Annotated in this window: 22 protein-coding genes and 1 tRNA gene; 8 read left to right on the top strand and 15 right to left on the bottom strand. The window is 72.0% G+C overall.

Annotated elements, in window-relative coordinates:
* From ACFUC1_RS02290 to ACFUC1_RS02270, 5 genes are all read right to left on the bottom strand, one after another.
* Nucleotides 1–640: nucleoside/nucleotide kinase family protein (locus ACFUC1_RS02290; protein ID WP_379116284.1), on the bottom strand; the 640-nt coding region annotated here is incomplete at its 3' end.
* Nucleotides 637–1029 carry a universal stress protein gene (locus tag ACFUC1_RS02285; RefSeq protein WP_379116283.1) on the bottom strand — a complete coding sequence of 131 codons (393 nt, stop codon included), beginning with the start codon at nt 1027–1029 and terminating at the stop codon, nt 637–639. The genes ACFUC1_RS02285 and ACFUC1_RS02290, both read right to left, overlap by 4 nt.
* Nucleotides 1026–1892, bottom strand: a complete 867-nt coding sequence (locus ACFUC1_RS02280; RefSeq protein ID WP_379116282.1) for an ATP-binding cassette domain-containing protein — start codon at nt 1890–1892, stop codon at nt 1026–1028. Before ACFUC1_RS02280 ends, ACFUC1_RS02285 begins: the two co-directional genes overlap by 4 nt.
* On the bottom strand, nt 1892–2890 hold the full coding sequence (locus tag ACFUC1_RS02275; RefSeq protein WP_379116281.1) for an ABC transporter permease: 999 nt from the start codon (nt 2888–2890) through the stop codon (nt 1892–1894). Before ACFUC1_RS02275 ends, ACFUC1_RS02280 begins: the two co-directional genes overlap by 1 nt.
* Nucleotides 2891–2892: 2 nt before the next feature.
* Entirely contained in the window at nt 2893–3930 is a 1038-nt protein-coding gene (locus tag ACFUC1_RS02270) for a substrate-binding domain-containing protein (protein ID WP_379116280.1), read from the bottom strand.
* Between the two features lie 160 nt (nt 3931–4090).
* On the opposite strand from ACFUC1_RS02270, the gene ACFUC1_RS02265 reads away from it, so the two are divergent.
* On the top strand, nt 4091–5116 hold the full coding sequence (locus ACFUC1_RS02265) for a LacI family DNA-binding transcriptional regulator (RefSeq protein WP_379116279.1): 1026 nt from the start codon (nt 4091–4093) through the stop codon (nt 5114–5116).
* A 5-nt stretch (nt 5117–5121) separates the two neighbouring features.
* On the opposite strand, the gene ACFUC1_RS02260 is transcribed toward ACFUC1_RS02265, so the two are convergent.
* Nucleotides 5122–6357, bottom strand: coding sequence for an alpha/beta hydrolase family protein (locus tag ACFUC1_RS02260; protein ID WP_379116278.1), 1236 nt, complete (start codon nt 6355–6357; stop codon nt 5122–5124).
* A gap of 319 nt (nt 6358–6676) precedes the next feature.
* On the opposite strand from ACFUC1_RS02260, the gene ACFUC1_RS02255 reads away from it, so the two are divergent.
* Nucleotides 6677–7240, top strand: a complete 564-nt coding sequence (locus tag ACFUC1_RS02255; RefSeq protein ID WP_379116277.1) for a hypothetical protein — start codon at nt 6677–6679, stop codon at nt 7238–7240.
* A gap of 36 nt (nt 7241–7276) precedes the next feature.
* On the opposite strand, the gene ACFUC1_RS02250 is transcribed toward ACFUC1_RS02255, so the two are convergent.
* Nucleotides 7277–7831, bottom strand: a complete 555-nt coding sequence (locus ACFUC1_RS02250) for a MarR family winged helix-turn-helix transcriptional regulator (protein WP_379116276.1) — start codon at nt 7829–7831, stop codon at nt 7277–7279.
* Nucleotides 7832–7931: 100 nt separating this feature from the next.
* Here ACFUC1_RS02250 and ACFUC1_RS02245 point away from each other — a divergent pair, with 100 nt between their 5' ends.
* The 3 genes from ACFUC1_RS02245 to ACFUC1_RS02235 are packed head-to-tail and all read left to right on the top strand — an operon-like array spanning nt 7932 to nt 10244.
* Complete coding sequence (locus ACFUC1_RS02245; protein ID WP_379116275.1) at nt 7932–8504, top strand: NADPH-dependent F420 reductase; 573 nt, start codon at nt 7932–7934, stop codon at nt 8502–8504.
* A gap of 49 nt (nt 8505–8553) precedes the next feature.
* On the top strand, nt 8554–9060 hold the full coding sequence (locus tag ACFUC1_RS02240; protein ID WP_379116274.1) for a VOC family protein: 507 nt from the start codon (nt 8554–8556) through the stop codon (nt 9058–9060).
* Nucleotides 9060–10244, top strand: coding sequence for a phospholipase (locus ACFUC1_RS02235; RefSeq protein ID WP_379116273.1), 1185 nt, complete (start codon nt 9060–9062; stop codon nt 10242–10244). The genes ACFUC1_RS02240 and ACFUC1_RS02235 overlap by 1 nt, the downstream gene beginning before the upstream one ends.
* Before the next feature lie 356 nt (nt 10245–10600).
* Here ACFUC1_RS02235 and ACFUC1_RS02230 read toward each other — a convergent pair whose 3' ends face one another.
* A complete protein-coding gene (locus tag ACFUC1_RS02230) occupies nt 10601–11443 on the bottom strand; it encodes a hypothetical protein (RefSeq protein WP_379116272.1) in 843 nt (280 codons plus the stop codon).
* A gap of 195 nt (nt 11444–11638) precedes the next feature.
* Between ACFUC1_RS02230 and ACFUC1_RS02225 the strand changes: the two genes are divergently transcribed.
* The gene (locus ACFUC1_RS02225; RefSeq protein WP_379116270.1) at nt 11639–12145 is read left to right on the top strand and encodes a hypothetical protein; all 507 of its coding nucleotides are present in this window, start codon (nt 11639–11641) and stop codon (nt 12143–12145) included.
* 134 nt (nt 12146–12279) lie between these two features.
* Here the strand turns inward: ACFUC1_RS02225 and ACFUC1_RS02220 are convergent.
* A tRNA-Tyr gene (locus ACFUC1_RS02220) sits at nt 12280–12360 on the bottom strand.
* Between the two features lie 102 nt (nt 12361–12462).
* Here ACFUC1_RS02220 and ACFUC1_RS02215 point away from each other — a divergent pair.
* Complete coding sequence (locus ACFUC1_RS02215) at nt 12463–12963, top strand: YajQ family cyclic di-GMP-binding protein (protein ID WP_379116269.1); 501 nt, start codon at nt 12463–12465, stop codon at nt 12961–12963.
* A gap of 116 nt (nt 12964–13079) precedes the next feature.
* On the opposite strand, the gene ACFUC1_RS02210 is transcribed toward ACFUC1_RS02215, so the two are convergent.
* The 5 genes from ACFUC1_RS02210 to pepN all read right to left on the bottom strand — a co-directional run bounded on the left by ACFUC1_RS02210 (nt 13080) and on the right by pepN (nt 22333).
* Entirely contained in the window at nt 13080–15227 is a 2148-nt protein-coding gene (locus ACFUC1_RS02210; protein WP_379116268.1) for a carboxypeptidase regulatory-like domain-containing protein, read from the bottom strand.
* Nucleotides 15228–15473: 246 nt separating this feature from the next.
* The gene (gene katG, locus ACFUC1_RS02205; RefSeq protein ID WP_379116267.1) at nt 15474–17687 is read right to left on the bottom strand and encodes a catalase/peroxidase HPI; all 2214 of its coding nucleotides are present in this window, start codon (nt 17685–17687) and stop codon (nt 15474–15476) included.
* Nucleotides 17688–17792: 105 nt separating this feature from the next.
* The gene (locus ACFUC1_RS02200; RefSeq protein ID WP_379116266.1) at nt 17793–18212 is read right to left on the bottom strand and encodes a Fur family transcriptional regulator; all 420 of its coding nucleotides are present in this window, start codon (nt 18210–18212) and stop codon (nt 17793–17795) included.
* A gap of 138 nt (nt 18213–18350) precedes the next feature.
* Complete coding sequence (locus ACFUC1_RS02195) at nt 18351–19568, bottom strand: serine/threonine-protein kinase (protein WP_379116264.1); 1218 nt, start codon at nt 19566–19568, stop codon at nt 18351–18353.
* Nucleotides 19569–19861: 293 nt separating this feature from the next.
* A complete protein-coding gene (pepN, locus tag ACFUC1_RS02190; RefSeq protein ID WP_379116263.1) occupies nt 19862–22333 on the bottom strand; it encodes an aminopeptidase N in 2472 nt (823 codons plus the stop codon).
* A 146-nt stretch (nt 22334–22479) separates the two neighbouring features.
* Here pepN and ACFUC1_RS02185 point away from each other — a divergent pair, with 146 nt between their 5' ends.
* Nucleotides 22480–23358, top strand: coding sequence for an SGNH/GDSL hydrolase family protein (locus ACFUC1_RS02185; protein ID WP_379116262.1), 879 nt, complete (start codon nt 22480–22482; stop codon nt 23356–23358).
* Nucleotides 23359–23459: 101 nt separating this feature from the next.
* On the opposite strand, the gene ACFUC1_RS02180 is transcribed toward ACFUC1_RS02185, so the two are convergent.
* Nucleotides 23460–23663 (bottom strand): cold-shock protein, encoded by a 204-nt coding sequence (locus tag ACFUC1_RS02180; RefSeq protein ID WP_379116261.1) that lies wholly within the window; start codon nt 23661–23663, stop codon nt 23460–23462.
* Nucleotides 23664–23697 lie beyond the last annotated feature (34 nt).

Genomic DNA, 23697 nt, shown 5'->3' with positions numbered 1-23697 from the left:
CCACGAGGTCCGCGCGGACGCGGGTGCGCCGGACCAGCTCGGCGTTGACCTGGTCGTGGGTCCGCGCCCGCTCCCAGGCCTGGGCCTCGGCACGGCCGAAGGACCGGTGCCGCAGCGCGAGCCGGCGCAGTCGCTCGTCGTGGTCGAGGTCGAGGAACCAGACCGCGTCGAGGTGCTGGCGCACCTGCAGCCACGGGTGCTCGTCGAGCAGGAGGTAGTTGCCCTCCACCAGCACGACGGGGGTGTCACGCGTGACGGCGATGCGGCCGGCGATGGACTCGTCGTGCTCGCGGAGGAACTCCGGCGCGTAGACGACGTCCTCGCGCTGGTCGCGCAGCCGCTCGAGGAGCTGGACGAAGCCGTGCGCGTCGAAGGTCTCGGGCGCTCCCTTGCGCTCGCGCAGCCCCAGGTCGTCCAGCACCTTGTTGGAGAGGTGGAAACCGTCCATCGGAACGGGTGCGGCTTCGGGCCCCAGGGCCTCGGCGAGCTCCGCAACCAGGGTCGACTTGCCGGCACCGGGCTCGCCGACCACCCCGACGATCGTGCGCCGCCCGGGTGGTGAGGCAGCCCGCATCCGACCGATGAGGTCGCGGAGGTGCTCGACGTCCCGTGGCGCGACGGGCGGGGCCTGCGCGCTCACGGGGCCTTGACCGCGAGCACCGCGCACTCGGCGTCGAGCAGCACCCGCTGGGCGGTGCTGCCCGTGACGAGCTTCCCGACGGGCGAGCGCCGGCGGATCCCGATGACGATGAGCTCGGCCGACACCTCCTCGGCCGCGGCGAGGATCTCCTGCGCGGCCGAGGACGCTGCCGTGGGCTGCCGGATCTCGTGCTCGATCCCGAGGCCGTCCAGCTTGGCGTCCAGGGCGTCGAGGTCGGCGGCCGTGGCGAACAGCGCGTGGGCGTTGTCGCCGTGGTGGCCGGTGTTCACGACGACGAGGCGCGCGCGCTCCCGCTCGGCGAACTCGATCGCGTGGTCCACCGCCGCCAGGCCCTCCGGGGTGGGGATGTAGCCCACCACGACGGTCACGACGGCCCACCCCCTCGCCCGGCACCGGCACCGGCACCGGCACCGGCGATGTCGACGTCCGCAGGGATCTCCTCCGCACCGGTGATGAACGACACGACGTCGCTCATGGACACCCGGCTCGGCTCGACCACGCCGGCACGCCGCCCGAGCCGGTGGACGTGGATGCGGTCGGACACCTCGAACACCGCAGGCATGTCGTGGCTGATGAGGACGACCGGGAGCCCCCGCTCCTTGATCCGCCGGATGAGCTCGAGCACCTGCGCCGTCTCGCGGACGCCGAGGGCAGCGGTCGGCTCGTCCATGATGACGACCTTGCTGCCGAACATCGCCGCCCGGGCCACGGCCACCGCCTGCCGCTGGCCGCCCGAGAGCGTCTCGACGGTCTGGGAGATGTCCTGGATGGTGGCGATGCCGAGCGAGTTGAGCTCGTCGCGGGCCGCGGCGCGCATGCCCTTCTTGTCGAGCAGCCGGAACCGGCCGAGCACGCCCTCCCGCCGCCGCTCGCGCCCGAGGAAGAGGTTGCTCGCGATGTCGAGGGCCGGCGCCACCGCCAGGGTCTGGTAGACGGTCTCGATCCCCTTGCGGCGCGCGTCGATCGGCGAGTGGAACCGGACCTCGTCGCCGTCGAGGGTGATGGTCCCCGCGTCGGGCTGCAGGGCGCCGGTGAGCGCCTTGACCAGGCTCGACTTGCCGGCTCCGTTGTCGCCGACGATGGCCAGGACCTCGCCCGGGTACAGGTCGAAGTCCGCGCCGTTGATGGCCGTCACGTGGCCGTACCGCTTGACCAGGCCGCGGCCGGTCATCACGGGCTCACGGGTGGCCGTGCCGCCCGGTGCGGTCTCGCTTCGCGTCACGGTGTCCATCACGCCCTCCTGCGGGTCGCCTGGTCGAACGCGACGGCTGCGATGACGAGCACGCCGGTCGCGAGGTTCTGGTAGTTGGAGTCGATGCCCATCTGGGTCAGGCCACTGCGCAGGATCGCCACGATGAGGGCACCGACCACCGTGCCGACGACGCCACCACGCCCACCGAACAGGCTCGTGCCGCCGATGACGACCGCGGTGATGCTGTCGAGGTTGCCGGTCTGGTAGGCGTTGGGGTCGGCCGTCGGCGTCCGGCCCAGAGCCATCCACGCGGCGAACCCGTAGATCAGCCCGGCCACGAGGTAGACGCTCACGAGGGTCCGGTCGATATGGATCCCGGTGAGGCGGGCCGCCTCGGGCTCGTTGCCCACGGCATACACGTGCCTGCCCCACGCCGTCTTGCCCAGGACGAACCACATGACCGCGAACAGGATCGCCGCGAGGATCATGCCGAGCGTGAACTGGACGCGCCCGAAGAGGTAGAGCGACGTGCCGAGCCACGTGAGCGCGCCGTCCGGGACCGCGAAGGTGGTGCCCGTGCTGTAGAGGTTCGTCACCGCGGTCATCACGGCGAGCATGCCGAGGGTGACGATGAACGGGGGCAGCTTGACCCTGGTGACGAGCAGGCCCGAGATGGTCGCCGCGATGGTGCAGGCCACGAGGCCGGCGAGGATGGCCAGGCCGCTGGGCAGGCCGCCGATCGTCAGCCGGGTCAGCAGGAGCGTCCCGAAGACGGCGATCGCCGCGTTCGCGAGGTCGATGCCGGCCGTGAGGATGACCAGCGTCTGGCCCAGCGCGAGGGTCCCGATGACGACGGACTGCTGGACGATCAGCGAGAAGTTGTCGATGTTGAAGAACGTGCTCGTGCTGACCGAGAAGAACGCGATGGCGATGACGAGCGCGGCCGTCGGCCCGAGGACGGGGTTGCGGGCGAAGGCCCGGCGTATGCCGTCGCCGCGGCCCCGGTGCTGGGCGGCGGTTCCCGAGGTGGTCGACATCGTCAGCCCCAGCAGTTCGCGGCGCCCCAGGTCGTGTCCTTGGACGCGAGACCGGGAACGGGCTTGTCGGTGATGAGGGTGGCGCCGGTGTCGATGAAGCCGCTGGGCTTGGTGCCCGACTTGGCGTACTCGACGACGGCGTTGACGCCGTCCTCGGCCATCTTCTTCGGGAACTGCATCACGGTGGCGACGAACTGGCCGTCCTTGACGTTCTGCACGCCGGCGCAGCCGCCGTCGATCGCGCCGACGAGCACCTTGTCGGCGATGCCCTTCTCCTTGAGGGCCTGGTAGGCGCCCCGGGCGGCCGGCTCGTTGATGTCGTACACGACGTTGACCTGGCCGCCGACGCGCTGCAGGAGGTTCTCCATGGCCGCCTGGGCCTTGGTCTGGTCACCCTGCGTCAGGGCGCTGCCGATGATGTCCGGGGTCTGGAGCGGCAGGCCCATCCCCTCGAGGAAGCCGTTGTGCCGCTGGATGCCGACCGAGGCGCTGGGGTCGAGGTCCATCGCGACGATCTGCGGCTTGGTGCTGCCGAGGCGAGCCTTGACGTACTGGCCGAGCAGCTTGCCGGCCTGCTCGTTGTTGGTGGCGTAGGTCGCCGCGACCGCGTCGGGCGGCGTGGTCGCCGTGTCGAGCGCGATCACGATGACGCCGGCGTCCTGCGCCTTCTTGATGGCCCCCAGCACGCCGGCCGAGTTGCTCGGGGTGATGAGGATGCCCTTGACGCCCTGCTGGACGAGGTTCTCGATGGCGGTGACCTGCCCCGCGTTGTCGCCGTCGAACTTGCCGGCGAGGGCGATCAGGGTGTCACCGTTCTTCTGCGCCTCGGCCTTGGCCGACTCCCGCAGCTTGACGAAGTAGGGGTTGCTGTCGGTCTTGGTCACGAGCCCGATCTTGATCGGGCCCTTGGATCCTCCGCTGCTGCCGACCGCACCCGGGCCGGACGTCTTCGTGGTGCTGCACGCCCCGAGGGCGAGGGCGGTCGTCGATGCGAGCGCGACGGCCGCTGCAGCCGTCCGCGTCCTGCTGTGCCGGTTCATGTGCGTTCTCCTGGTTCGAGGCCTAAGCGGCGTTGGTCGGGACTCGTGACCTTCGGCGTGATACCTCCGGGCTTCCGTCACAGTAGGAGCGTCGGCCGCCCGGGAAAATGGTTTGCGCAAATGCTTGCGCGAAAACTCGGCGTCCCGGGACGATGCCACGGTGAAGCCCGCGCGGCGTACCCCTCGGCTCGCAGACGTCGCCACGCTGGCGGGGGTCTCGATCTCGACGGTGTCCCACGTCGTCAACGGCACCCGCTTCGTCTCGCCCGACACCCGGGACCGGGTCCGGCAGGCGATGAGCACCCTCGACTACGAGCCGCCGCCCATGGCCGTCCGCACGCGGTCGGGTCGCGCCATCGGCCTGGCCATCACGGGCGCCTCCAGCCCCTACTTCGCCGAGCTCATCCAGGGCGTGGAGTCCGAGGCGAGCCGCGCCGGGTTCGCGCTGCTGCTGTGCGACACCCACGACGACGTGCAGCGCGAGGCGGATGCCGTGTCGATGTTGTTGGCACACAACGTCGAGGCGATCGTCATCGCCCCCACCACGGGCTTCCAGTCCGAGACCCTGCCGCTCCTGCGCAAGCACGAGACGCCGTTCGTCTTCGTCGACCGCATGAGCGACGTGCGCTGCGACCAGGTGGGCACCGAGAACGAGGCCGTGTCCGTCGCGCTGGTGGAGCACCTGCTCGAGCTGGGTCACCGCCGCGTGGGCATGCTCACGGGGCTCGAGGGCCTGTCGACGACCGAGGAGCGCAGGCGCGGCTACGCCCGGGCGCACGAGCTCGCAGGGGTGCCGATGGACCCTCGGCTCGTCGTCCCGGCCCACTCGACGGTGGGCGGCGGACGCGCGGGCACCACGGCCATGCTGCGTCTCCACGAGCCGCCGACAGCGATCTTCAGCGGCAACAACGCGATGACCATCGGTGCGCTGCTGGCCCTCAAGCAGGGCGGCCGGCGCGTCCCCCAGGACGTCGCGCTCGTCACGTTCGACGACTTCGAGTGGGCCAGCGCCATGTCACCCGCGCTCACCGCCGCCGCCCAGCCGTTCCACGCCATGGGGGCGCAGGCCGTGCAGCTGCTCATGCGTCGGCTCGAGGACCCCTTCGCCCCTCGCCGGGTGGTCCGGCTGCCCGTGGAGATCGAGCACCGGGAGAGCTGCGGCTGCCGCGCAGAGCCCGCCCCCTGACGGAGTCAGCCGACCCTGCGCAGGAAGGCGCTCACGAGCGCGTCGTACCGTGCGCTGTCGAAGTTCCAGGACTCGGCATGGAGCGCGCCCGGGAACTCCTCGAGCCGCACCCGGTCCGGTCGAGCCGCGTGAAGCCTGCGCGACAGCTCGACAGGGACCGACGGGTCAGCCGTCCCGTGCAGGACCAGGGTCGGCACCCGTACCCACGAGCTGTCGCGCACGTAGTCGATCGCCTGCCAGTCCACCCCGAACCGCGCACTGGCGAAACGCTCGCCGAACCACAGGACGGAAGCGGGAACTGCGCGGCTCCCCGGCAGCATGTCGCGGGCGCCGTACGTGACCATGTCGGCCAGCGAGAGCGCCGGTGCGTCCAGGATGAGGCCCGTGACCTCGCTGCGGCGCGGGGAGTTCTCCATGAAGGCCGCAACGACCGCGCCCCCCATCGACTGTCCCGCCAGGACGACGCTCGTCGCGCCGTGCCCGAGGGCCCACTGGACGGCCGAGTCGAGGTCACGCCACTCCGTCGCGCCGTACCCGAGCCGGCCCGACGGGTCCTTGGGCGCGCCGACGTCGTTGCGGTACGTGATGTCGAGGACCGCGTTCCGGGCCATTGCGGTCCGGGTGAGACGCAGCCCGTCGAGCCGCGTGCCGTTCTGCCCGTGAACGAAGATGACCGTGGCGCCGGTCGAGGCGCCTGCCCGGGACCCGAACAGCCACGCCGGCATCCCGGCGATGTCCACCGACGTCGGTGTCCGGCCCGTGGCCGCCTCAGGGGTGAACCAGACCGCTCGATCGACGGCGGCGGACTGCCCCACCGTGGGAGCCCTGCCACTGACGAGGCCGAACGGCCGGGTCACCGTGCCGTCCGCGTTGCGGGTGGCAGGACCGACGACACCCGTTCCGCCCTGCCAGGCGAGGCCGTACCGGCCCGGGGCGTCGAAGTTCTCGGCCGCGTCCGGCAGGCGCTGCAATGTCACCCTGCCCCCACCGAGGGCACTCACCTTCACGTCGTCGTATGCCGGGGTGCCGGTCGCGGGCGTCGACGCCAGGGCGCTGGAGTAGATGCGGCCGGACAGGTACCAGCCGCCACCGAGGTGCGCCAGCACGAGGAGGCCGACCACGACCCAGAAGACGATCCACCAGCGCCTGCGCCCTCCCCGACGGTGTGGCGACGGTCCCTCCTCGCCCGGCACCTCGACCTGCGTCCCCGTGGGACGATCCTGCTTCCACTCCGTCGTCATGGCGGCCACCTCCCCCCGGGCCCGGCCGACCGGCCACACCCCGTGCCGCCCAGACTGGCTGGCACCGGGGCGGACGGTGCAGAGGCGATGGTCCCGCAAGCCGGCGACGTGAGGGCCTCGCGCTTGCGTGCGACGCCGACGTGCGGGTTCGCGTAAACCGGGTGAGCCGACCGCGGGACGTTCGCCCCTGACCGCGCTGCGCCAGCAGATCGAGCGTGGTCACACGGGGCCGCGCTAGGGAGTGCCCGGACAACCACCCGTGCATGCGCGCGGGCAGCTGTGCGCGAACAGCCCACATGGACGACGACGGGGGCGGCAGATGAGGAAGTGGTTGGCGGCGGGCGCGGTCGTCACCGCGATGGCGCTGGGTTCGTGCTCGGGTCAGGCGAGCCCGTCGCACCCCGCCCGGCCGGGGGAACCGGCGCTGGTCCAGGTCTCGGATTTCTCCTACGAGGACTACACCCCAGCCGAAGCAGCCCGGATCGACATCTCGGCGACCGTCGACGGCCTGAACGCTTGGATCCCCGGTCTCGTGACGGGGTCGTCCGTCCATTGGGTCCATGGAGGCAGTGGGGAGACCGTGACCTTGGTGGAGTTCCAGCTCGACCCCTCCACGGTGAAGAACCGGTCCTCCGCCTCGCGATCCGCGTTCGAGAATCCCCTGCTCGAGGGAGTGCTGGCCTCTGCCGCAGGCGCCTTCGCGCCGGCGACCGAGCAGAGGGTCCTCGGCCAGCGAGTGGGAGTCTCCGACGCCACGGACAGGACGGGCGCGCGGCGCGTGGTGTATGCGTGGCTTCGCCACGACGTCGTGACGGTCGTGATCAGCCGCTCACTCGCGCAGGTGCAGGCGTACGCCACCTCGGCACTCTCGGCCGACCGTTGACACGGCACACGACCTGGGTCGGGATGATTCGGAGCATCAGGCCCCTCGACTCGTTCCGGGCGCGTCCACGTGCGAAGCGTCCTGGTCCAGCAGGGATCGCACCCGGCCCTCCGGGTCCAGCAGGGATCGCACCCGGCCCTCCGGGTCCAGCCGGCCCAGCACCGCATCGCCGATGCGCTCCAGCTGTCCCACCTGCGCCGGCGTGAGGGCGTCGATCACCAGCCGGCGGACCGTCGCGACGTGATCGGGTGCCGCCTCGACCACGAGGTCCCATCCGACGCCGGTCAACCGCGCGTTCGTCGCCCTCCGGTCCTCCGGGCACGGGAACCGCTCGACCAGGCCACGCTTCTCCAGCTTGTGCACGACGTGGGACAGGCGGGGAAGCGACGCGCTCGTCCGCTGTGCGAGGGCGGTCATGCGCAGGGTGCGCTCCGGGGCCTCCGAGAGCATGGCCAGCACGAAGTAGTCGAAGTGGCTCACCCCGGCGTCCCGCCGCAGCTGTGCGTCCAGCGCGGCTGGAAGGAGCTCCAGCACGGCCGCGAGCCGCAGCCACGCTGCGCGCTCCTGCGGATCCAGCCATCGCGTCGTCATGCCCTCGAGCGTAACGTCTTCAGTTGTAGGAACAACTTTCGACACCCTGACGTTACTTGTATCGACAACCAAAACGGCACCACTTCCCAGGAGGCACCTCATGGCTCACATCTCGATTCTCGGCACCGGCACCATGGCCCAGGCGATCGCAGCGGTCGCCGGTCGCGGCGGCCACACCGTCACCTTCGTCGGCAAGGACGACGCCGACGTCCGCTTCGGTGACGTCGTCGTCCTCGCCGTCCCGCACTCCGCCCTCGGCGACATCGTCTCCCGGCACGGCAGCGAGCTCGCCGGACGCATCGTGGTCGACATCACCAACCCGCTCGACTTCGAGACCTTCGACTCGCTCACCGTTCCCGCCGACGGCTCGGCGGCCGCCGAGCTGGCCGCGGCGCTCCCCCAGTCCCACGTCCTCAAGGCGTTCAACACCAACTTCGCCGGCACCCTGGCCTCCGGGACCGTCGGGGAGCTCACGACCACGGTCCTCATCGCCGGCGACGACGCAGACGCCAAGGCGACCCTGGCAGGCATCGTCACCAGCGGTGGCCTCAAGGCGATCGACGCGGGCACCCTGCGCCGCGCCCGCGAGCTGGAGGCCCTCGGCTTCCTCCAGATCACCCTGGCCGCCACGGAGAAGATCTCGTGGACCGGCGGCTTCGGCGTGGTCGCCTGACCCCCGCCCCCGGCACACCACCGCACCCCCCGAGAGGAAACCCAGCACCATGACCGCCAACGCAGTCCGGCTCAACCATGCCGTCCTGTTCGTCAGCGACCTCGACCGCAGTCTCGACTTCTACCGGCAGGCCTTCGGGATGCAGGTCGTCGCGCAGGAACCCCGGGCCAACGCCGCCTTCCTGCGACTTCCCCGCTCGGGCAACCACCACGACCTCGGCCTCTTCGGCGTGGGCCCGCAGCCGCCGCGACCGCGCGGCGCGCTCGGGCTCTACCACCTCGCCTGGCAGGTCGACACCGTTGACGAGCTCGTCGAGGCCCGAAGCACCCTGCTGCGCCTCGGCGCCCTCACCGGCGAGTCCAGCCACGGCGCCACCAAGAGCCTGTACGGCCAGGACCCCGACGGCAACGAGTTCGAGGTCATGTGGATGCTTCCGCGGGCTTCGTGGGGTGAGTTCGAGCACGCGGCCCCTGTCGAGCGCCTCGACCTCGCGGCCGAGGTCGACCGGTGGTCGGGTGTGCGCACCGCCGCCGAGCTCGTCCCGCAGGACGCCTGATGAGGACCGCGCCGACCTTCCCGGCGCCGGTCGTGGCGACCCGCGGAGCAGCCGACCCGTCAGCCCCGCTGGTGGTCCTGCTCCACGGCCGCGGCTCGAACGAGCAGGAGATCATCGGGCTCACGGCCCACCTCCCCGCAGGAGTGGAGTATGCCGCCGTGCGCGCCCCGATCGCCGAGGGCGGCGGCTTCGCATGGTTCGCCAACCGCGGCATCGGTCGCCCGGTGGCCTCGTCCCTCGCCGAGACCATGGCGTGGTTCCGGGAGTGGCTCGACGGGGTCGCGCCGGCCGGACGGCCCGTCGTGCTCGTCGGCTTCAGCGGCGGGGCCGCCTTCGCGGGCGGCCTCGTGCTCTCCGACCCCGGGCGGTATGCCGGGGCGGCGATCCTCTACGGGACGCTCCCGTTCGACGCCGGCGTGCCCCTCGACCGCGGCCGCCTGGCCAACCTCCCCGTCCTCGTGGCGCAGGGCGAGGCGGACCACGTCATCCCCCGCGAGCTGCTCGACCGCACCTGGTCGTGGCTGCACACGGAGTCCGGGGCCCCGACCGTCGGGCGACGTGACCCCGGCGGGCACGGACTCGCCGTGGCGACCGTGCGCCGGCTCGCGGCGTGGCTCGGCGAGCGGTTCGTCCACCTCGAGTCCGAGGGCAGGGCTCCCGTCGGCGCCCCGGTGGACGTCAGGTGGGACCTCATCGGCTCCGGTCGGCTCCCCCGGCGCGAGGGCACGGCCCCCGAGGTCTCGTGGGACATCCCGCAGCAGCAGCGGTCGCAGAACGCCCCGCCCGAGCTGCAGGAACGGCTGTTCGCCTTGGTGAGCGCGCTCGAGGGGGTGCAGGTGGGACCGTCACTCATCTCGGTGCCGGGTGCCCGCGCGTTCACGCTCCCCGGCGGCACCGGGCCGGACGCGGCATACCTCGTCCCCGAGGCCCGCGAGTTCGCGCACCTGCACCCGGGGTACGACGGCTCGATGCACCTCGCCCTGCCCCCGGCCCACGCGGCGGACCTCGTCGCCCACGGATGGGGCGTGCCCCACCCGTGGGCCGGCACCCGGCTGTCCGCCGGCTTCGTCATGCTCTTCGGGCCACGCACCGAGGACGAGCTGGCGACGGTCGCGGCCGTGGTCGCCACCGCGCACGCCCATGCCTCCATTCCGCGGCAGGACGGGCCGCCGGCCGGACGCTAGGCCGATCCGCTCCGGAGAGCACCGTGCTGGTGCCCTGGCGGACCCGCTCGGCCATCCGCAGCACCAGGCGCCGGCCGGGTGAGGTTCGAGGTTCTGGTGTGGCAGCGCGGCTCCGGCAAGGGCGGCGGACCCGGATTCAGGGACGTTGACCGTGGTGGGGAATCCCCCCTGCCTCCGCAGTAGGCGTCGATGAAGCCGCTCTCCTTGGCCTTGCCCTCGTGGGCGGGGTGCCAGCGGCGTCGTGGGAGTGCAGCCGCTGGCCCGTGACCAGATCTCGCTGGATGGCCGCGAGGACGGCCTGCCGGTGCTCGTCGGGCAGGGAGCAACACATCTCGGGTGACTGCGGCGTCCCTTCGTCAAGCCCCGCTACCCAGCGAGTTGACGTCAGCGCCAGACCCGTCGCCATGCGCCCCGACGTCGCGGCCGAGCGTGCGGGCAAGGCCCATGGCCGACAGCGGTCCAAGGAGAACCCCAGTGAGGAACGCCAGCACCGAGTACACCACCTGCGGCCCGACGATCGACGTGAGCACGACGAGCGGCAGTGCCACTGCCTCGGAACACGCCACCCGAGCCGCCCAGCGTGGAATGCGCGGCTCGCTCCGCGCCAGCACCCACAGGCACCAGAGAGACAGGGCGAGCAGGAGGAAGCCGGCGGCCTGCGGGTAGAACGTGATGGAGTCGATTGCCTCGACCGCTCGCCCACTGGCGATCATGTTCACCGTCGTCGCGTGGCCCCAGTCGAAGCGCCAGTAGCTCACCAGGTTCAGGTACGCCAGGTCGCTGACCGCGCTGAGCAGTGCGCCCATGCCGAAGAGCACCACCAGGAGCACCGCGGCGGGGTCGCGACGCTGCAGCCAGCCGACCAGCGCCACCACCGCGACCACGAGCGACAGCAGCCCCAGCGGACCGAGGCTGTCCCGTAGCGCGATGTCCCACCAGATGGCGTGCTGACGCGCGAACCACCCTTCGTAGTGAGCGGCCACCCGGAGGTCGGCACTGCGCCCGGCAGCCGGCTCCCGCACTGCCGGGGTGAGGATGTTCAGGGAGTCCAGCAGGAAGAGGATCGACTCGGTGAACAACCCGAACGCACCCAGGTATGCCGCCCAACGGCCGATGAACGCCCACGTGGCCGAGTGCCCGGGGTCGAGGACTGGGGCTTCTCGGACCGCCGCGGCGACAGGCACGGTGCGGTCGGCCATTTCCTCATGGTGGCTTCCGTCGGTGCCGCCCACCTCACGCAAACGGCGCAGAACAGGACCCCGGGCGCCGTCTACGCCCCACGATGGAGGACCGGTTTCCCCGGGCGGTGGAACACTTGATTCCGGCCCAGCCCCATCGCAGCCTCGACTGGCTACGTGACCCCGGGCCGGCAGTCGCATCCACGAGGAGCACGCATGAGCCGACTCGGACGACCCGACCGACACGGCGCTGACCCGACCGGGCCCGAGGCCGATGACCAAGTCGTTCGCCAGTACCGCTACCTGCTACGCACGGCGCCCGTCGACGCCCTCGAGCACGTCCTCGTCGAAGCGTTGGAGGTGATCGGTCCCGACGCTCGACAGGTCGTCCTGACCACGGTGCAGGCCCACCTGCTCACCGGCGCCCACCTGAGATCGGACGACATCACCGCTCTGGCCCATCTGTGCGCCGCCGGGGAGCGACAGCGTCCGGGAGCCCTCACCGGGACCCTGCCTGCGACCACGCTGCACGCCCTGGCTCGTGAGGCGATCAACAGCGAGGCGGCATTCGGCCTCTTCGGCGGCTACGCGGCTTGGGACGGCTCCGACCCCGAACCACCGCCCGAGCACGACGACAGCGAGTACGGCCAGCGCTGGCACGCCTCACTGCACACCAGGGACGGCAACGCCCCCGGCATGAACGGCGCCTTCGGCGGGACGTGAGTCAGTCCGCGCAGGGAGGATGCGGCCGCGGGCCTCGCCGAAACCGCTACGCGAGCCGCCGGGACCAGCCCGGTAGGTCGAAAAGGGCCCCCGACCGGCGTCTCCGCTGGTCGGGGGCCCTTCGATGCACGGGGTGGCGGGTGAAGGATTCGAACCTTCGTAGCTTTCGCGACGGATTTACAGTCCGCTCCCATTGGCCGCTCGGGCAACCCGCCTGGTGCGCGTGGAAGGATAGCAAGGACCACCACGATTGCCGAAACCGGCGCCGACGTGGGCTGCCCGCACCGGGCCTCCGGCGCCACAGGAAGGACCCACCCATGGCCGACAGCTCGTTCGACATCGTCAGCAAGATCGACCACCAGGAGGTCGCGAACGCCCTCAACAGCGCCGCCCGCGAGGTCGCCACGCGGTACGACTTCAAGAACGTCGGCGCCTCGATCGAGGCCAGCGGCCAGGACAAGGTCATCATCAAGGCGAACACCGAGGAGCGCGCCAACGCCGTCCTCGACGTCTTCCAGACCTGGCTGGTCAAGCGCAAGGTCTCGCTCAAGCACCTCGACGTCCCCGAGCGCGGGCCGCAGCTGTCCGGCAAGGAGTACCGCCTCGAGCTGGGCCTCAAGGAGGGCATCAGCCAGGAGAACGCCAAGAAGATCAACAAGATCATCCGCGACGAGGGCCCCAAGTCGGTCAAGTCCCAGATCCAGGGCGACGAGCTGCGGGTCACCAGCAAGTCGCGCGACGACCTCCAGGCGGTGCAGGCGCTGCTCAAGGGCAAGGACGACCTCGACGTCGCCCTGACCTTCACCAACTACCGCTGACCTTCACGGGGTACCCCTGACCCTCCCGGCGCGACGACGCCCGGGCGAGCCTGCGCGAGACAGGGGTATGCCGCGTGGTCGAGGCGACCACGCGGCATACCCCTGTGCGGGACCGGTCAGGGCAGGTGCACCGTCACCTGCGCCTGGCCGCCCTCGGTGACCCGGACGCGAGTCGCGTCGCGCCTGGTGGCCGCGCCGTCGTACCACGTCGTCTGCCCGGTGTCGGCGTTCTCCAGGCGCAGGGTGAAGCGCCCGGCCGGCAGGGCGGTGGTGGTGAAGGTGTTGCCGCCGTAGACGTCGAAGTCACCGATGTAGGTGCCGTCGGCGGCGTAGACGAACCCGAGCCAGTAGTCGGTCGAGGGCGTACCCGACGCGGTCAGGACGTCCCCGCTGATGTGGGCACCCGGTGCCAGCTGCGCGTCGAAGTCCGTGGTCCTCCCGGCACGGATCCGGATCGTCGAGGCCCCGGCCTTGGTCGCGGAGTTCCCGGACCACTCGGGCGCCAGGTCCGAGCCGTAGCCGGAGTACACGAAGACCGGGTGGTCACCGAGGGGGGCACCGGTGATGGTGTACCGCCCCTGCGCGTCGGTCTGGGCGGTGTAGCGACCCTCCCCCGGCCCGGCCCTACCCGGCCACCCGTCGTCGATCGACACCCAGGCGCCCTCGACGGGCTGGCCGGCGGGGTCGGTCACGACCCCGCTCACCGTGCCACCTGTGGATACCTTGACCGGCCGGACCGCCTTGACCTGACCCGTGTCGACCGTGATGAGATCGGCGCTGGCCTGGGTGGCGGCCTTGAAGGCCCAGGTCCCCGCGTACGGGCTGCCCGGGCCACCGTCCAGGCGCACCGCGTACGACCCGGCGGGAAGCCCACGCAGGGTCCAGACGCCTCGGTCGTTCGAGCACTCCTTGGTGCTCCACGGGTCCGCGGCGCCGGCGTTGCCCAGGTAGGCGAAGGGGCACACGTTCGCGACCGGGCGACCGGTCACCGAGTCCACCACCGTGCCGGTGACCTGCGCCCCGGGCGCCAGCCCGGCATCGACCGTGACGGTGTCACCCCGCGCGAGGGTGTACGTCGTCGCCCGGTCGCGCTTGCGCGTGTTGCCGGCATACTCCCCGGCGAAGCGACCCTGGGGATCGGTGACCTTGACGGCGAAGGTGCCCTTCACGGGTACGTCGACGCTGTACCGCCCGTCGGAGTCGGTGCAGGCCTGGGCCACGCTGACGTCGCCGTCGAACCGGAGCGCCACGACGTCGACACAGGCACCCTCCACCGGGGCCCGCGTCCCGTCCGCGGTGATGCGGCCTGCGACCGTTGCCCCGGGCAGGAGCCGGTCGTCGACCGTGGCGGTCGCACCGGGCGACACGGTCACGGCGTCCGCCTCGGCAGCGGTCTCCTTCCCGAAGGCCCACTGGACGGCCGGGTAGGCGTCGAAGCGCACGCGGTACGTGCCGGCAGGGACGAGCGCGTCCCAGTGGCCGTCCTCGTCGGTGTACGCGCCGTCCGGGGCGCTGGAGCCGTCCACCGGCTCGGGTGAGACGTTGACCCACGACGCGGGGGCCCCGTCGGGGCGCAGGAGGGTCCCCCTGAGGTGGGCGCCCAGGTCGAGGGCGATGGCCACGGTCGCCGGGGCGTGCAGGACGGTCGCGTCCTGCTGACCGGCCTTGCCGTCGTACCACTCGCCGACGTGCTCGCCGTCCCAGGTCGTCGCGTGGATCGTGTACCCCACGTCCTCGGACAGCCGGGTGAACTGCCAGGAGCCGTCCTCGCCGACCTCGCAGCTGGTCTCGAGGTAGTCCCCGGTGTCGGTCCAGAGGTCGAGGCAGCCCTGGATCGGGGCCCCGGTGTCGGCGGCCGTGAGCGTGCCACTGATGGTGCCGTCGCCGACCGCCCTGGCCAGCTGGAGCGAGGCGTCCACGGTGGCCGGTGCGGTGTAGGCCGTCGTCGTCTCGAACGCGTCGGCGCCGTCGGCCCAGCCGCTGCGGTAGGTGCTGTCCTGGGCGTCGACCCACACCTTGTAGGAGGCACCGGCCGTCAGCCCGTCGGCGGTGTAGTGGCCCCCGTCGTCGGTGCACGTGTAGGCCGCCGCGTCGTAGCTGGTGTCGTAGACGGCGACGCAGGCAGCGACGGGTGACCCCGTGTCGGCCGCGGTGATGGTTCCGGTGATGGTCGTGGTCTCCGCGTGCGCGGGTGCGGCGAGGACACCGGTGGCCAGCACGGCCGCCGCGACGATCCCCCCGACCCGCGAAAGTCGTGCGCGCATGTGCGCCGTCCCTCCCCTGGGCGTTGATGAAGCGAGCGCAACCTAGCAGCGCGCCCCGGGGCGGTGGGGGTTCCTTGGCACAGTCCTTACCCACGGCCGGCTGTGCCCCGCCCAGCGACCTCACGCACCGCCCTCACCCGCCGGCCCCACCCCTCGGCGGCGGCCCCGGACGCGCGTGTGCCGCGTGGTCGAGGCGACCACGCGGCACACGCGTGTGGGAGGCCGGGCCCGCGCCCGGCAGTGGGGTCAGCGCAGGTCGAAGCGGTCGAGCTCCATGACCTTGGCCCACGCGGCGGCGAAGTCCTGGACGAACTTCTCCCGGGCGTCGGCACCGGCGTAGACCTCGGCGATCGCCCGCAGCTGCGAGTTCGAGCCGAGGACGAGGTCGACCGGGGTGGCGGTCCACTTCGTCTCACCGGTGGCGGCGTCCTTGACCTCGTAGACGTTCGGGTCGGTCTGCGAGGCCTTCCACTCGGTGCCGGGCGCGAGGAGGTTGACGAGCACGTCGTTCGTCAGGGCCCCGGCGCGGTCGGTGAGGACGCCGTGCTTCCCGTCGCCCGCGGAGACGCCGAGCGCACGCAGACCGGCGACGAGCACCGTCATCTCCGGCGCGGAGAGCTGCAGCATGTACGCGCGGTCGAGAAGCAGCGTCTCCAGCGGCAGCTTCTCGCCCTCTCGGACGTAGTTGCGGAAGCCGTCGGCCCGCGGCTCGAGGACGGCGAACGACTCGACGTCCGTCTGCTCCTGGCTCGCGTCGGTACGGCCGGGGGTGAACCGCACGCTGACCTCGTGGCCACCCGCACGGGCGGCCTGCTCCACCGCGGCGACGCCGCCGAGGACGATGAGGTCGGCGAGCGAGATGCGCTTGCCGCCGGTCTGCTTGTCGTTGAACTCGCGCTGCACAGCCTCGAGCGCCTCGAGCGCCCGGGCAAGCTGCTCGGGGTTGTTCGCCTCCCAGCTGCGCTGCGGCTCGAGGCGGATGCGGGCGCCGTTGGCGCCACCCCGCTTGTCGGTGCCGCGGAAGCTGGCCGCCGAGGCCCACGCGGTCTCGGCGAGCTGGGTGACGGTCAGGCCGGACGCCAGCAGCGCCGTCTTGAGCTCCTCGACGTCGGACGCGTCCACGAGCTCGTGGTCGACGGCCGGGACGGGGTCCTGCCACACCTGGGCCTCCGGGACCCAGGGCCCGAGGAAGCGCGAGACCGGGCCCATGTCGCGGTGGAGCAGCTTGTACCAGGCCTTCGCGAACGCGAGCCGGAACTCGTCGGGGTTCTCGTGGAACCGCCGGGAGATGGGCTCGTAGTCCGGGTCCACGCGCAGCGCCAGGTCGGTCGTGAGCATCGTCGGGCGGTGCTTCTTGGCCGGGTCGAACGCGTCGGGGGTGATCTCGTCGGCGTCCTTGGCCACCCACTGCCACGCGCCCGCGGGGCTCTTGGTGAGCTCCCACTCGTGCCCGAAGAGGCGGTCGAAGAAGCCGGTGCCCGCGCCCCACTGGGTCGGCGTCGCGCTCCAGGTCACCTCGAGGCCGCTGGTGATGGTGTCGCCGGCCTTGCCGGAGCCGTAGGTGTTCTTCCAGCCCAGGCCCTGGTGGTCGATGGGGCAGCCCTCCGGCTCGCGCCCGACGTACTCCGCCGAGGCCGCGCCGTGGGTCTTGCCGAAGGAGTGGCCGCCGGCGATCAGGGCCACCGTCTCCTCGTCGTTCATCGCCATGCGGCGGAACGTCTCGCGGATGTCGCGCGCGGCCTTCAGCGGGTCGGGCTCGCCGTTGGGGCCCTCCGGGTTGACGTAGATCAGGCCCATCTGGACCGCGCCGAGAGGGTTGGACAGCTCCCGGTCACCGCTGTAGCGCTCGTCGCCCAGCCATGTGCTCTCCGGGCCCCAGTAGATCTCCTCGGGCTCGAAGATGTCCTCGCGCCCGAACCCGAAGCCGAACGTCTCGAAGCCCATGGACTCCAGGGCGACGTTGCCGGCGAGGACGAGCAGGTCGGCCCAGGAGATCGCCGAGCCGTACTTCTGCTTGATCGGCCACAGCAGGCGACGGGCCTTGTCGAGGTTGGCGTTGTCGGGCCAGCTGTTGAGCGGGGCGAAGCGCTGCGCGCCCTGGCCGCCACCGCCGCGGCCGTCCTCGATGCGGTAGGTGCCCGCCGAGTGCCAGCTCATGCGGATGAACAGGCCGCCGTAGTGGCCGAAGTCGGCCGGCCACCAGTCCTGGGAGTCCGTCATGAGGGCGGTGAGGTCCGCCTTCAGCGCCTCGACGTCCAGGCCCGCGAAGGCCTGCTTGTAGTCGAAGGAGGCGCCCAGGGGGTTCGACGCGGGGTTGTGCTGGTGCAGCACCCGCAGGTCGAGCTGGTTGGGCCACCAGTCCTGGTTGGTCTGCGGCCGGTTGCCCTTGGGCTCGGGCGCGGGGATCGCCGGGTTCTCGCTCTCGCTGCCGTGCTGCTGCGTGGCGGACTGCTCGCTCACTCGGGGTACCTCTCTCGTCGTTCTCTTCGGTGGTCCGGTGGGTTCGGTTCTCGCGGTGGTTCGTCTGGCAGTCGGTGTGCCCCGGGGGGGGCTCGCCTGCGGGGCTCAGGCGGCGCACTCGGGGCACAGGCCCCAGTACGTCACCTCGGCCTCGTCGATCGTGAAGCCGTGGTCGTCGGAGGCGTCGAGGCACGGCCGGTGGCCCACCGCGCAGTCGACGTCGGCGATCGCCCCGCAGGAGCGGCACACGACGTGGTGGTGGTTGTCCCCGACGCGGGACTCGTAGCGCGCGACCGAGCCGGACGGCTGGATGCGACGCAGCAGCCCGGCAGCGGTGAGCGCGCGCAGCACGTCGTAGACGGCCTGGGTGGAGACCTGCCCGAGCTCCTCGCGGACGGCCCCGACGATGACGTCGGTCTCCGCGTGGGGGTTCTCGTGGACCGCGGACAGCACCGCCAGGCGGGGGCGCGTCACGCGCAGCGACGCGGCGCGCAGGGCGCGCTCGGCATCGGTGCGGGACGGCATACCGGCACCCTCGCGCACTTTCTGGAACGAGTCAAGAAAACAGCCGGAAACGTCCCGGCGACCGGACGGCGACCGAGCGGCCGTCGCCGCCGGGTCGGCGCCACGGCGCCACGGCGCCACGGCGCCGGGCGGGACGCCTCAGCCGGGGATCGTCGCGTCGGGGTCGGCGGACGCCGGACCGTTGACCAGGCCCTCGACGTGGGCGGGGTCGACGACGTTGACCACGTCGACGGCCGCCGCCATGTCGGCGCCGGCGACTGGCGGGACCACACCCTGCTCGGCGGCACCCGCGTCGGCGCTGCGCTCCTGCTGCTGCTCCGCCGCCGTGGGACCGGCGAGCACCGCGCTCGCCGAGTGGCGCCCTGCGGGGCGGTCGAGCTGCAGGTCCACCCACGACGTGGGCGCCTCGCCGGCGACGGGGGTGGGTCGCGGGTCGCTGTGGCGGGGCGCGGGCATCGCCTGGGTGACGGGCATGACGTCCGGGGTCTCCACCTGGTCGTCGAGCTCCGCGGCCAGGCCCAGGGCCAGACCGGTGATCTCGTCGTCGGCGAGACCGAGCTCGACCACGACGGCGCGGGCGTTCTCGGGACGGTCCGCGGGGTCCTTGGCCAGGAGCCGCCAGACGAGGTCGGCGAGGTCGTCCGGCACACCCTCGGGCAGCGGCGGCGGGGGCTCGGTCACGTGGCTGAGGGCCGTCGCGATCGGCGTGCCCTTGTCGAAGGGCCTGCGGCCGGACAGCATCTCGTGCGCCACGACGCCGAGGGCGTAGAGGTCGCTGGCACCGGTGGCGGCCTTGCCGAGCGCCTGCTCGGGGCTGATGTAGTCGGGGGTGCCGAGCATCTCGCCGTGGCGGGTGTGGCCGGCCGCGTCGAGGGCGCGGGCGATGCCGAAGTCGGTGATCTTCGCGATGCCGTCGGGACGCATCATGATGTTCGCCGGCTTGACGTCGCGGTGGACGACGCGCGCCTCGTGGGCGACGCCGAGGGCCAGCGCGACCTGGCCGATGATGGAGCGCACGACGAGCGGGGACTGCGCCCCCTCGCGCCGCAGCAGCGTCGAGAGCGGCTCACCGGGCACCAGCTCCATGACCAGGTAGGCCAGCCCGTCCTCCTCGCCGTAGTCGAAGAGGGTGACGATGTTGGCGTGCATGAGGGACGCTGAGTGGACGGCCTCGTCCCGGAACCGGAGGGCGAAGAGCTCCTCGTGGCCGGTGTCGGGGCGCATGACCTTGACGGCGACCTCGCGCTGGAGCACCTGGTCCACCGCCGACCACACGTCTGCCATGCCGCCGGAGGCGATCCGTGAGCCGAGCTCGTAGCGGCCACCGAGTACGAATCCCTCGTGCAGCCTGTTCATGCGCGCACCACCTGGGTGACACCTCCGTCGACGAGGCGCGCGTCGACTGACATCACGGGGAGACCTCGTAGGACCACAGCGTACCTCCGCTCGGACCCCTTCGCGCGCCATCCGCGAGGGGCGAACACCGCGATGACCTGCAGCAACACCAGTCACAAGGGTTTCGGAGCGCAACCACCTCTGCGGTGCGAAACGGCAGTTGCGGGCACGAGACGGCAGTTGTGGACTCCCGTTTCGCGCCAGCAACTGCCGTTTCGCGGGGGCAGCCAGCCGGGCCGGGAGTCCCCAAGCCCTCAGGCGAACCGGGCGCGCGAGCGCAGGGCCTCCCCCAGCTCGGAGCGCGCGTCGACCATGCTGCGGCGCACCGCGGCCGAGACGTCGTCGCGCTCGAGGGCCGCGTCGACGAGCTCCGCGGTCGCCGGCTCGACGAGCACCCACGGGAACGACAGCGTCGCCACCCGAGCCAGGGCGTCCTCCCCCACCCATGCGCTCATCGCGGGCACGTCGGCGACGTAGCGCTCGGCATACGGCCGCAGCACGTCGTCCTGCGACGCCTGCCAGAACCCCTGCGCCAGCGCGTTGAGCTCGTAGTTGGAGCGCTCGCGGTTCGCAGTGAGCTGCTCCCAGGCCCAGGCCTTGGACTCGGCACCCGGCCGGGCCGCGAGGGCCTGCAGCGCGGCCAACCGGCCCTGCAGGGTGTCGTCTCCGGCCCGCACCGACTCCACGAAGTCGCTGTCGACGAGGCCACGGGCGGCCAGGTTGCGCACGGCGATCCAGCCGAAGTCCGAGTCGTCCTCGAGCCCGGCGGGCCGCTCGCGCCCCTCTGCCCAGGCGCGCAGCCGCTGCTCGTCGTCGGTGGTGCGGGCGAGGTAGCGGGCGGCGACGAGGGCGCGGGTCGAGCCGGGCTCGGCGGCGTCGAGCACCCCGGCGGCTGCGGTGGCCACGGTGCGCGTCGCGTCCTCGCGCTCCCCCAGCTGCAGGAACGCCGGGACGACCTTGCCGACGAGGTTGAGGGCCACCCGGTTGAGCACCGACTCGTTCGGCTCGTGCGGCCAGGCGCGGCCGAACGTGTCGACGACGACGCGCGGGTCGAGCGCGCCCAGGCAGACCCCGTCGAGGAGCGCGACCCACGTGACGGCCCGCGCCTGCGCGTCGGGGACCGTCGCCAGCCGCGCGGGCACGAGCGAGGCGCTGACCGGGTCGAGGGTCACCGTCGCCCAGGTCAGGTCCGCGGCGTTGGGGAGGACGAGGACGTCGTCGGACAGGTCGCGGAGCGCGTCGACCTCGGTGCGGTCGTCGGTCACCGTGACGCCGACGCGGAACACCTCGGCGCCCTCGGCGAACCCGGCGACGTCGAAGGTGTGCGGCCGGTCGGCCGGGAACCGCTCCGGGACGACCCGCTCGACGACCCCGGCGGCCCGGTCCACGGCGAGGACGTCGACCCCGGCGGTGAGCAGCCACGCCCGCACCCAGTCCTGGAGGTCGGTGCCGGAGGCGCGCTCGATGGAGCCGATGAAGTCCGCGAGGGTGCCGTTGCCGTAGGAGTGCTCGCGCAGGTATGCCGAGACGCCGGCCACGAACGCGTCGTCGCCGATGTGCTCGATGAGCTGTCGCAGGACGGCGGCACCCTTGGCGTAGGAGATGCCGTCGAAGTCCTGCAGCGCCGCGGCCGCGTCGAGCGCGGCACCGCCGGCGACGGGGTGCGTCGAGGGGGTGCGCTCCGCGGCATACCCCCACACCTTGCGCGCCATGGTCGAGTCGACCCAGGCGTCGGTGAACTCGGTCGCGGCGACGCAGCTGCGGTGCGCCATGTACTCGGCGAACGACTCGTTGAGCCACAGGTCGTCCCACCACTGCATCGTCACGAGGTCGCCGAACCACATGTGCGCCATCTCGTGGGTCACGGTGTTGGACCGGGCGAGCACCTCGTCGTGGGTCGCCGCGCCCCGGAACATCATCGTGTCGCGGAACGTGACGCAGCCCGGGTTCTCCATCGCCCCTGCGTTGAACTCGGGGACGAAGACCTGGTGGTACTCCCCGAACGGGTACCGGATGCCGAACAGCGAGTGGTAGTAGTCGAACCCCTGTCGGGTCACCTCGAGGATCTGCGGTGCCTCGCGCTCGAGCGCGTCGGCGAGCGAGGCGCGGGCATGGATGCCCAGCGGTATGCCGTCGTGCTCCGCGCGCACGGAGGCGTACGGCCCCGCGCAGACGGTGACGAAGTAGGTCGCCAGCGGCCTGGTCTCGGCGAGCTCCCACTGCCCGGGCGCCGTGGACGTGGCCGCGCCGTTGCCGATGACGGTCCAGTCCTGCGGTGCCTTCACGGTGATGGCGTAGGGCGCCTTGAGGTCGGGCTGGTCGAAGCAGGCGAAGACGCGCGGTGCCGCGTCGAGGAACAGGTGGCCGTAGACGTACGGCCGGTCGTCCGCCGGGTCGACGGCCCGGTGCAGGCCCTGCCCGTCGCGGCTGTAGGCCATGACCGCCTCGCACTCCAGGACGTTCTCGGCCGCCAGGCCGTGCAGCTGCACGCGGCCGTCGTCGAGCGTGGCGACGTCGACGGCCTCCCCGTTGAGGACGAGCGAGCGCAGCTCGACCGACTTCACGTCGACGAACGTCGAGGCGCCGGGGTCGCTGCAGGAGAAGGAGATCCGCGTCCGGGAGTGGAACGTCTCCGGCCCGCGGTCGAGGTCGAGGTCGACCTCCATCCGCTCGACGGTGAGCAGCTCGGAACGCAGGCGGGCCTCGGCACGGGTCAACGACGGCATACGGCGATCCAACCATCCTGCCTGCCGTGGCCCGGCGGGAGTGCGGGGCGGCCCGGGAGGTGGAGGGGGTTGTCTGGCGGACGGATCTGGGGAACCATCGCTACCCGAAGGTAACTTACCCGAGGTAACAACAAGGGAGTTGTTCCATGCGCCGTCCCCTGCACCGACTGCACCGCGTCGCCGCCGGCCTGGCGGGACTGGCCCTCGCCGCCACCGCCGTCGCCGTCGCCACCCCGGCCAGCGCGGCCGGCGTCGACTACGTCGCCCTCGGCGACAGCTACTCGGCGGGCTCGGGCGTCTGGCCGCCCGACCCGACCGCGCCGCCCGTGTGCCTGCGCTCGAGCAGCAACTACCCGCACGTCATCGCGGCGGCAACCGGGACCTCGCTCACCGACGTCACCTGCGGCGCCGCGCAGACCAAGGACTTCTCCTCGTCGCAGTACCCGGGGGTCGCGCCGCAGCTCGACGCGCTCGGCCCGGGGACCGACCTGGTGACCCTCACCATCGGCGGCAACGACAACAACACGTTCATCGGCGCGATCGTCGCCTGCGGCTCCGCCGGCGCCGCGACCCTCGGCTACGGCAGTCCCTGCAGGGACCTGTACGGCAGCACCTTCGACGACGCCATCGACGCGAAGACCTACCCGGCCGTCCGGCAGGCGCTCGCCGACGTGCACGCCAAGGCACCGAACGCCCGCGTCGCCGTGCTGGGATACCCGTGGATCGTGCCCAGCTCGTTCGTGGCGAGCTGCTACGCCAAGATGCCGATCGCGCGTGGGGACATCCCGTACCTGCGGGCCCTGCAGGCCCACCTCAACGCGGTGGTCGCAAAGGCCGCGAGCGAGACGGGCACGACGTTCGTCGACTTCTCGACGGCGTCGGACGGGCACGACGCCTGCACGCCGATCGGCACGCGGTGGGTCGAGCCGGTGTTGTTCGGCACCAACACCGTGCCGGTCCACCCCAACGCCCTCGGCGAGTCCGCCATGGCCAACCGCACGATGTCGGTGCTGCACCTGCGCTGAGGAGTCGTGGCTGCACGTGCACCCAACGGTCCCCCGGAACGACCGAGGCCCCCGACCAGGACTGGTCGGGGGCCTCGGCGGATGTCACCGGTTGCGGGTGCTCAGATCGCGCGGACCTTCTCGGCCTGCGGACCCTTGGGGCCCTGCGTGATGTCGAACTCGACGCGCTGGCCGTCCTCGAGGGACCGGTAGCCGTTGGACTCGATGGCGCTGTAGTGCACGAAGACGTCGGGGCCGCCGCCGTCCTGCTCCACGAAGCCGAAGCCCTTCTCAGCGTTGAACCACTTGACTGTTCCCTGTGCCATGGGATCTCTCGTTTCTGTCGGCCGAGGTGGTCGC

Origin of the sequence: Pedococcus sp. NPDC057267, assembly GCF_042668795.1 — a bacterium.
Classification (GTDB): Bacteria; Actinomycetota; Actinomycetes; order Actinomycetales; family Dermatophilaceae; genus Pedococcus.
The sequence above is the reverse complement of the archived record's forward strand: the minus strand, read 5'-3'. Positions and strand labels throughout refer to the sequence as shown.

Excerpts from the sequence above, each read along its gene's own strand:
- ACFUC1_RS02280 (WP_379116282.1), bottom strand. The coding sequence starts at position 1,892 with ATGGACACCGTGACGCGAAGCGAGACCGCACCGGGCGGCACGGCCACC.
- ACFUC1_RS02255 (WP_379116277.1), top strand. The coding sequence starts at position 6,677 with ATGAGGAAGTGGTTGGCGGCGGGCGCGGTCGTCACCGCGATGGCGCTG.
- ACFUC1_RS02185 (WP_379116262.1), top strand. The coding sequence starts at position 22,480 with ATGCGCCGTCCCCTGCACCGACTGCACCGCGTCGCCGCCGGCCTGGCG.
- ACFUC1_RS02270 (WP_379116280.1), bottom strand. The coding sequence starts at position 3,930 with ATGAACCGGCACAGCAGGACGCGGACGGCTGCAGCGGCCGTCGCGCTC.
- ACFUC1_RS02225 (WP_379116270.1), top strand. The coding sequence starts at position 11,639 with ATGAGCCGACTCGGACGACCCGACCGACACGGCGCTGACCCGACCGGG.
- ACFUC1_RS02230 (WP_379116272.1), bottom strand. The coding sequence starts at position 11,443 with ATGGCCGACCGCACCGTGCCTGTCGCCGCGGCGGTCCGAGAAGCCCCA.
- ACFUC1_RS02260 (WP_379116278.1), bottom strand. The coding sequence starts at position 6,357 with ATGACGACGGAGTGGAAGCAGGATCGTCCCACGGGGACGCAGGTCGAG.
- ACFUC1_RS02200 (WP_379116266.1), bottom strand. The coding sequence starts at position 18,212 with ATGCCGTCCCGCACCGATGCCGAGCGCGCCCTGCGCGCCGCGTCGCTG.
- ACFUC1_RS02195 (WP_379116264.1), bottom strand. The coding sequence starts at position 19,568 with ATGAACAGGCTGCACGAGGGATTCGTACTCGGTGGCCGCTACGAGCTC.
- ACFUC1_RS02180 (WP_379116261.1), bottom strand. The coding sequence starts at position 23,663 with ATGGCACAGGGAACAGTCAAGTGGTTCAACGCTGAGAAGGGCTTCGGC.
- ACFUC1_RS02215 (WP_379116269.1), top strand. The coding sequence starts at position 12,463 with ATGGCCGACAGCTCGTTCGACATCGTCAGCAAGATCGACCACCAGGAG.
- ACFUC1_RS02245 (WP_379116275.1), top strand. The coding sequence starts at position 7,932 with ATGGCTCACATCTCGATTCTCGGCACCGGCACCATGGCCCAGGCGATC.
- pepN (WP_379116263.1), bottom strand. The coding sequence starts at position 22,333 with ATGCCGTCGTTGACCCGTGCCGAGGCCCGCCTGCGTTCCGAGCTGCTC.
- ACFUC1_RS02235 (WP_379116273.1), top strand. The coding sequence starts at position 9,060 with ATGAGGACCGCGCCGACCTTCCCGGCGCCGGTCGTGGCGACCCGCGGA.
- ACFUC1_RS02275 (WP_379116281.1), bottom strand. The coding sequence starts at position 2,890 with ATGTCGACCACCTCGGGAACCGCCGCCCAGCACCGGGGCCGCGGCGAC.
- ACFUC1_RS02240 (WP_379116274.1), top strand. The coding sequence starts at position 8,554 with ATGACCGCCAACGCAGTCCGGCTCAACCATGCCGTCCTGTTCGTCAGC.
- ACFUC1_RS02210 (WP_379116268.1), bottom strand. The coding sequence starts at position 15,227 with ATGCGCGCACGACTTTCGCGGGTCGGGGGGATCGTCGCGGCGGCCGTG.
- ACFUC1_RS02250 (WP_379116276.1), bottom strand. The coding sequence starts at position 7,831 with ATGACGACGCGATGGCTGGATCCGCAGGAGCGCGCAGCGTGGCTGCGG.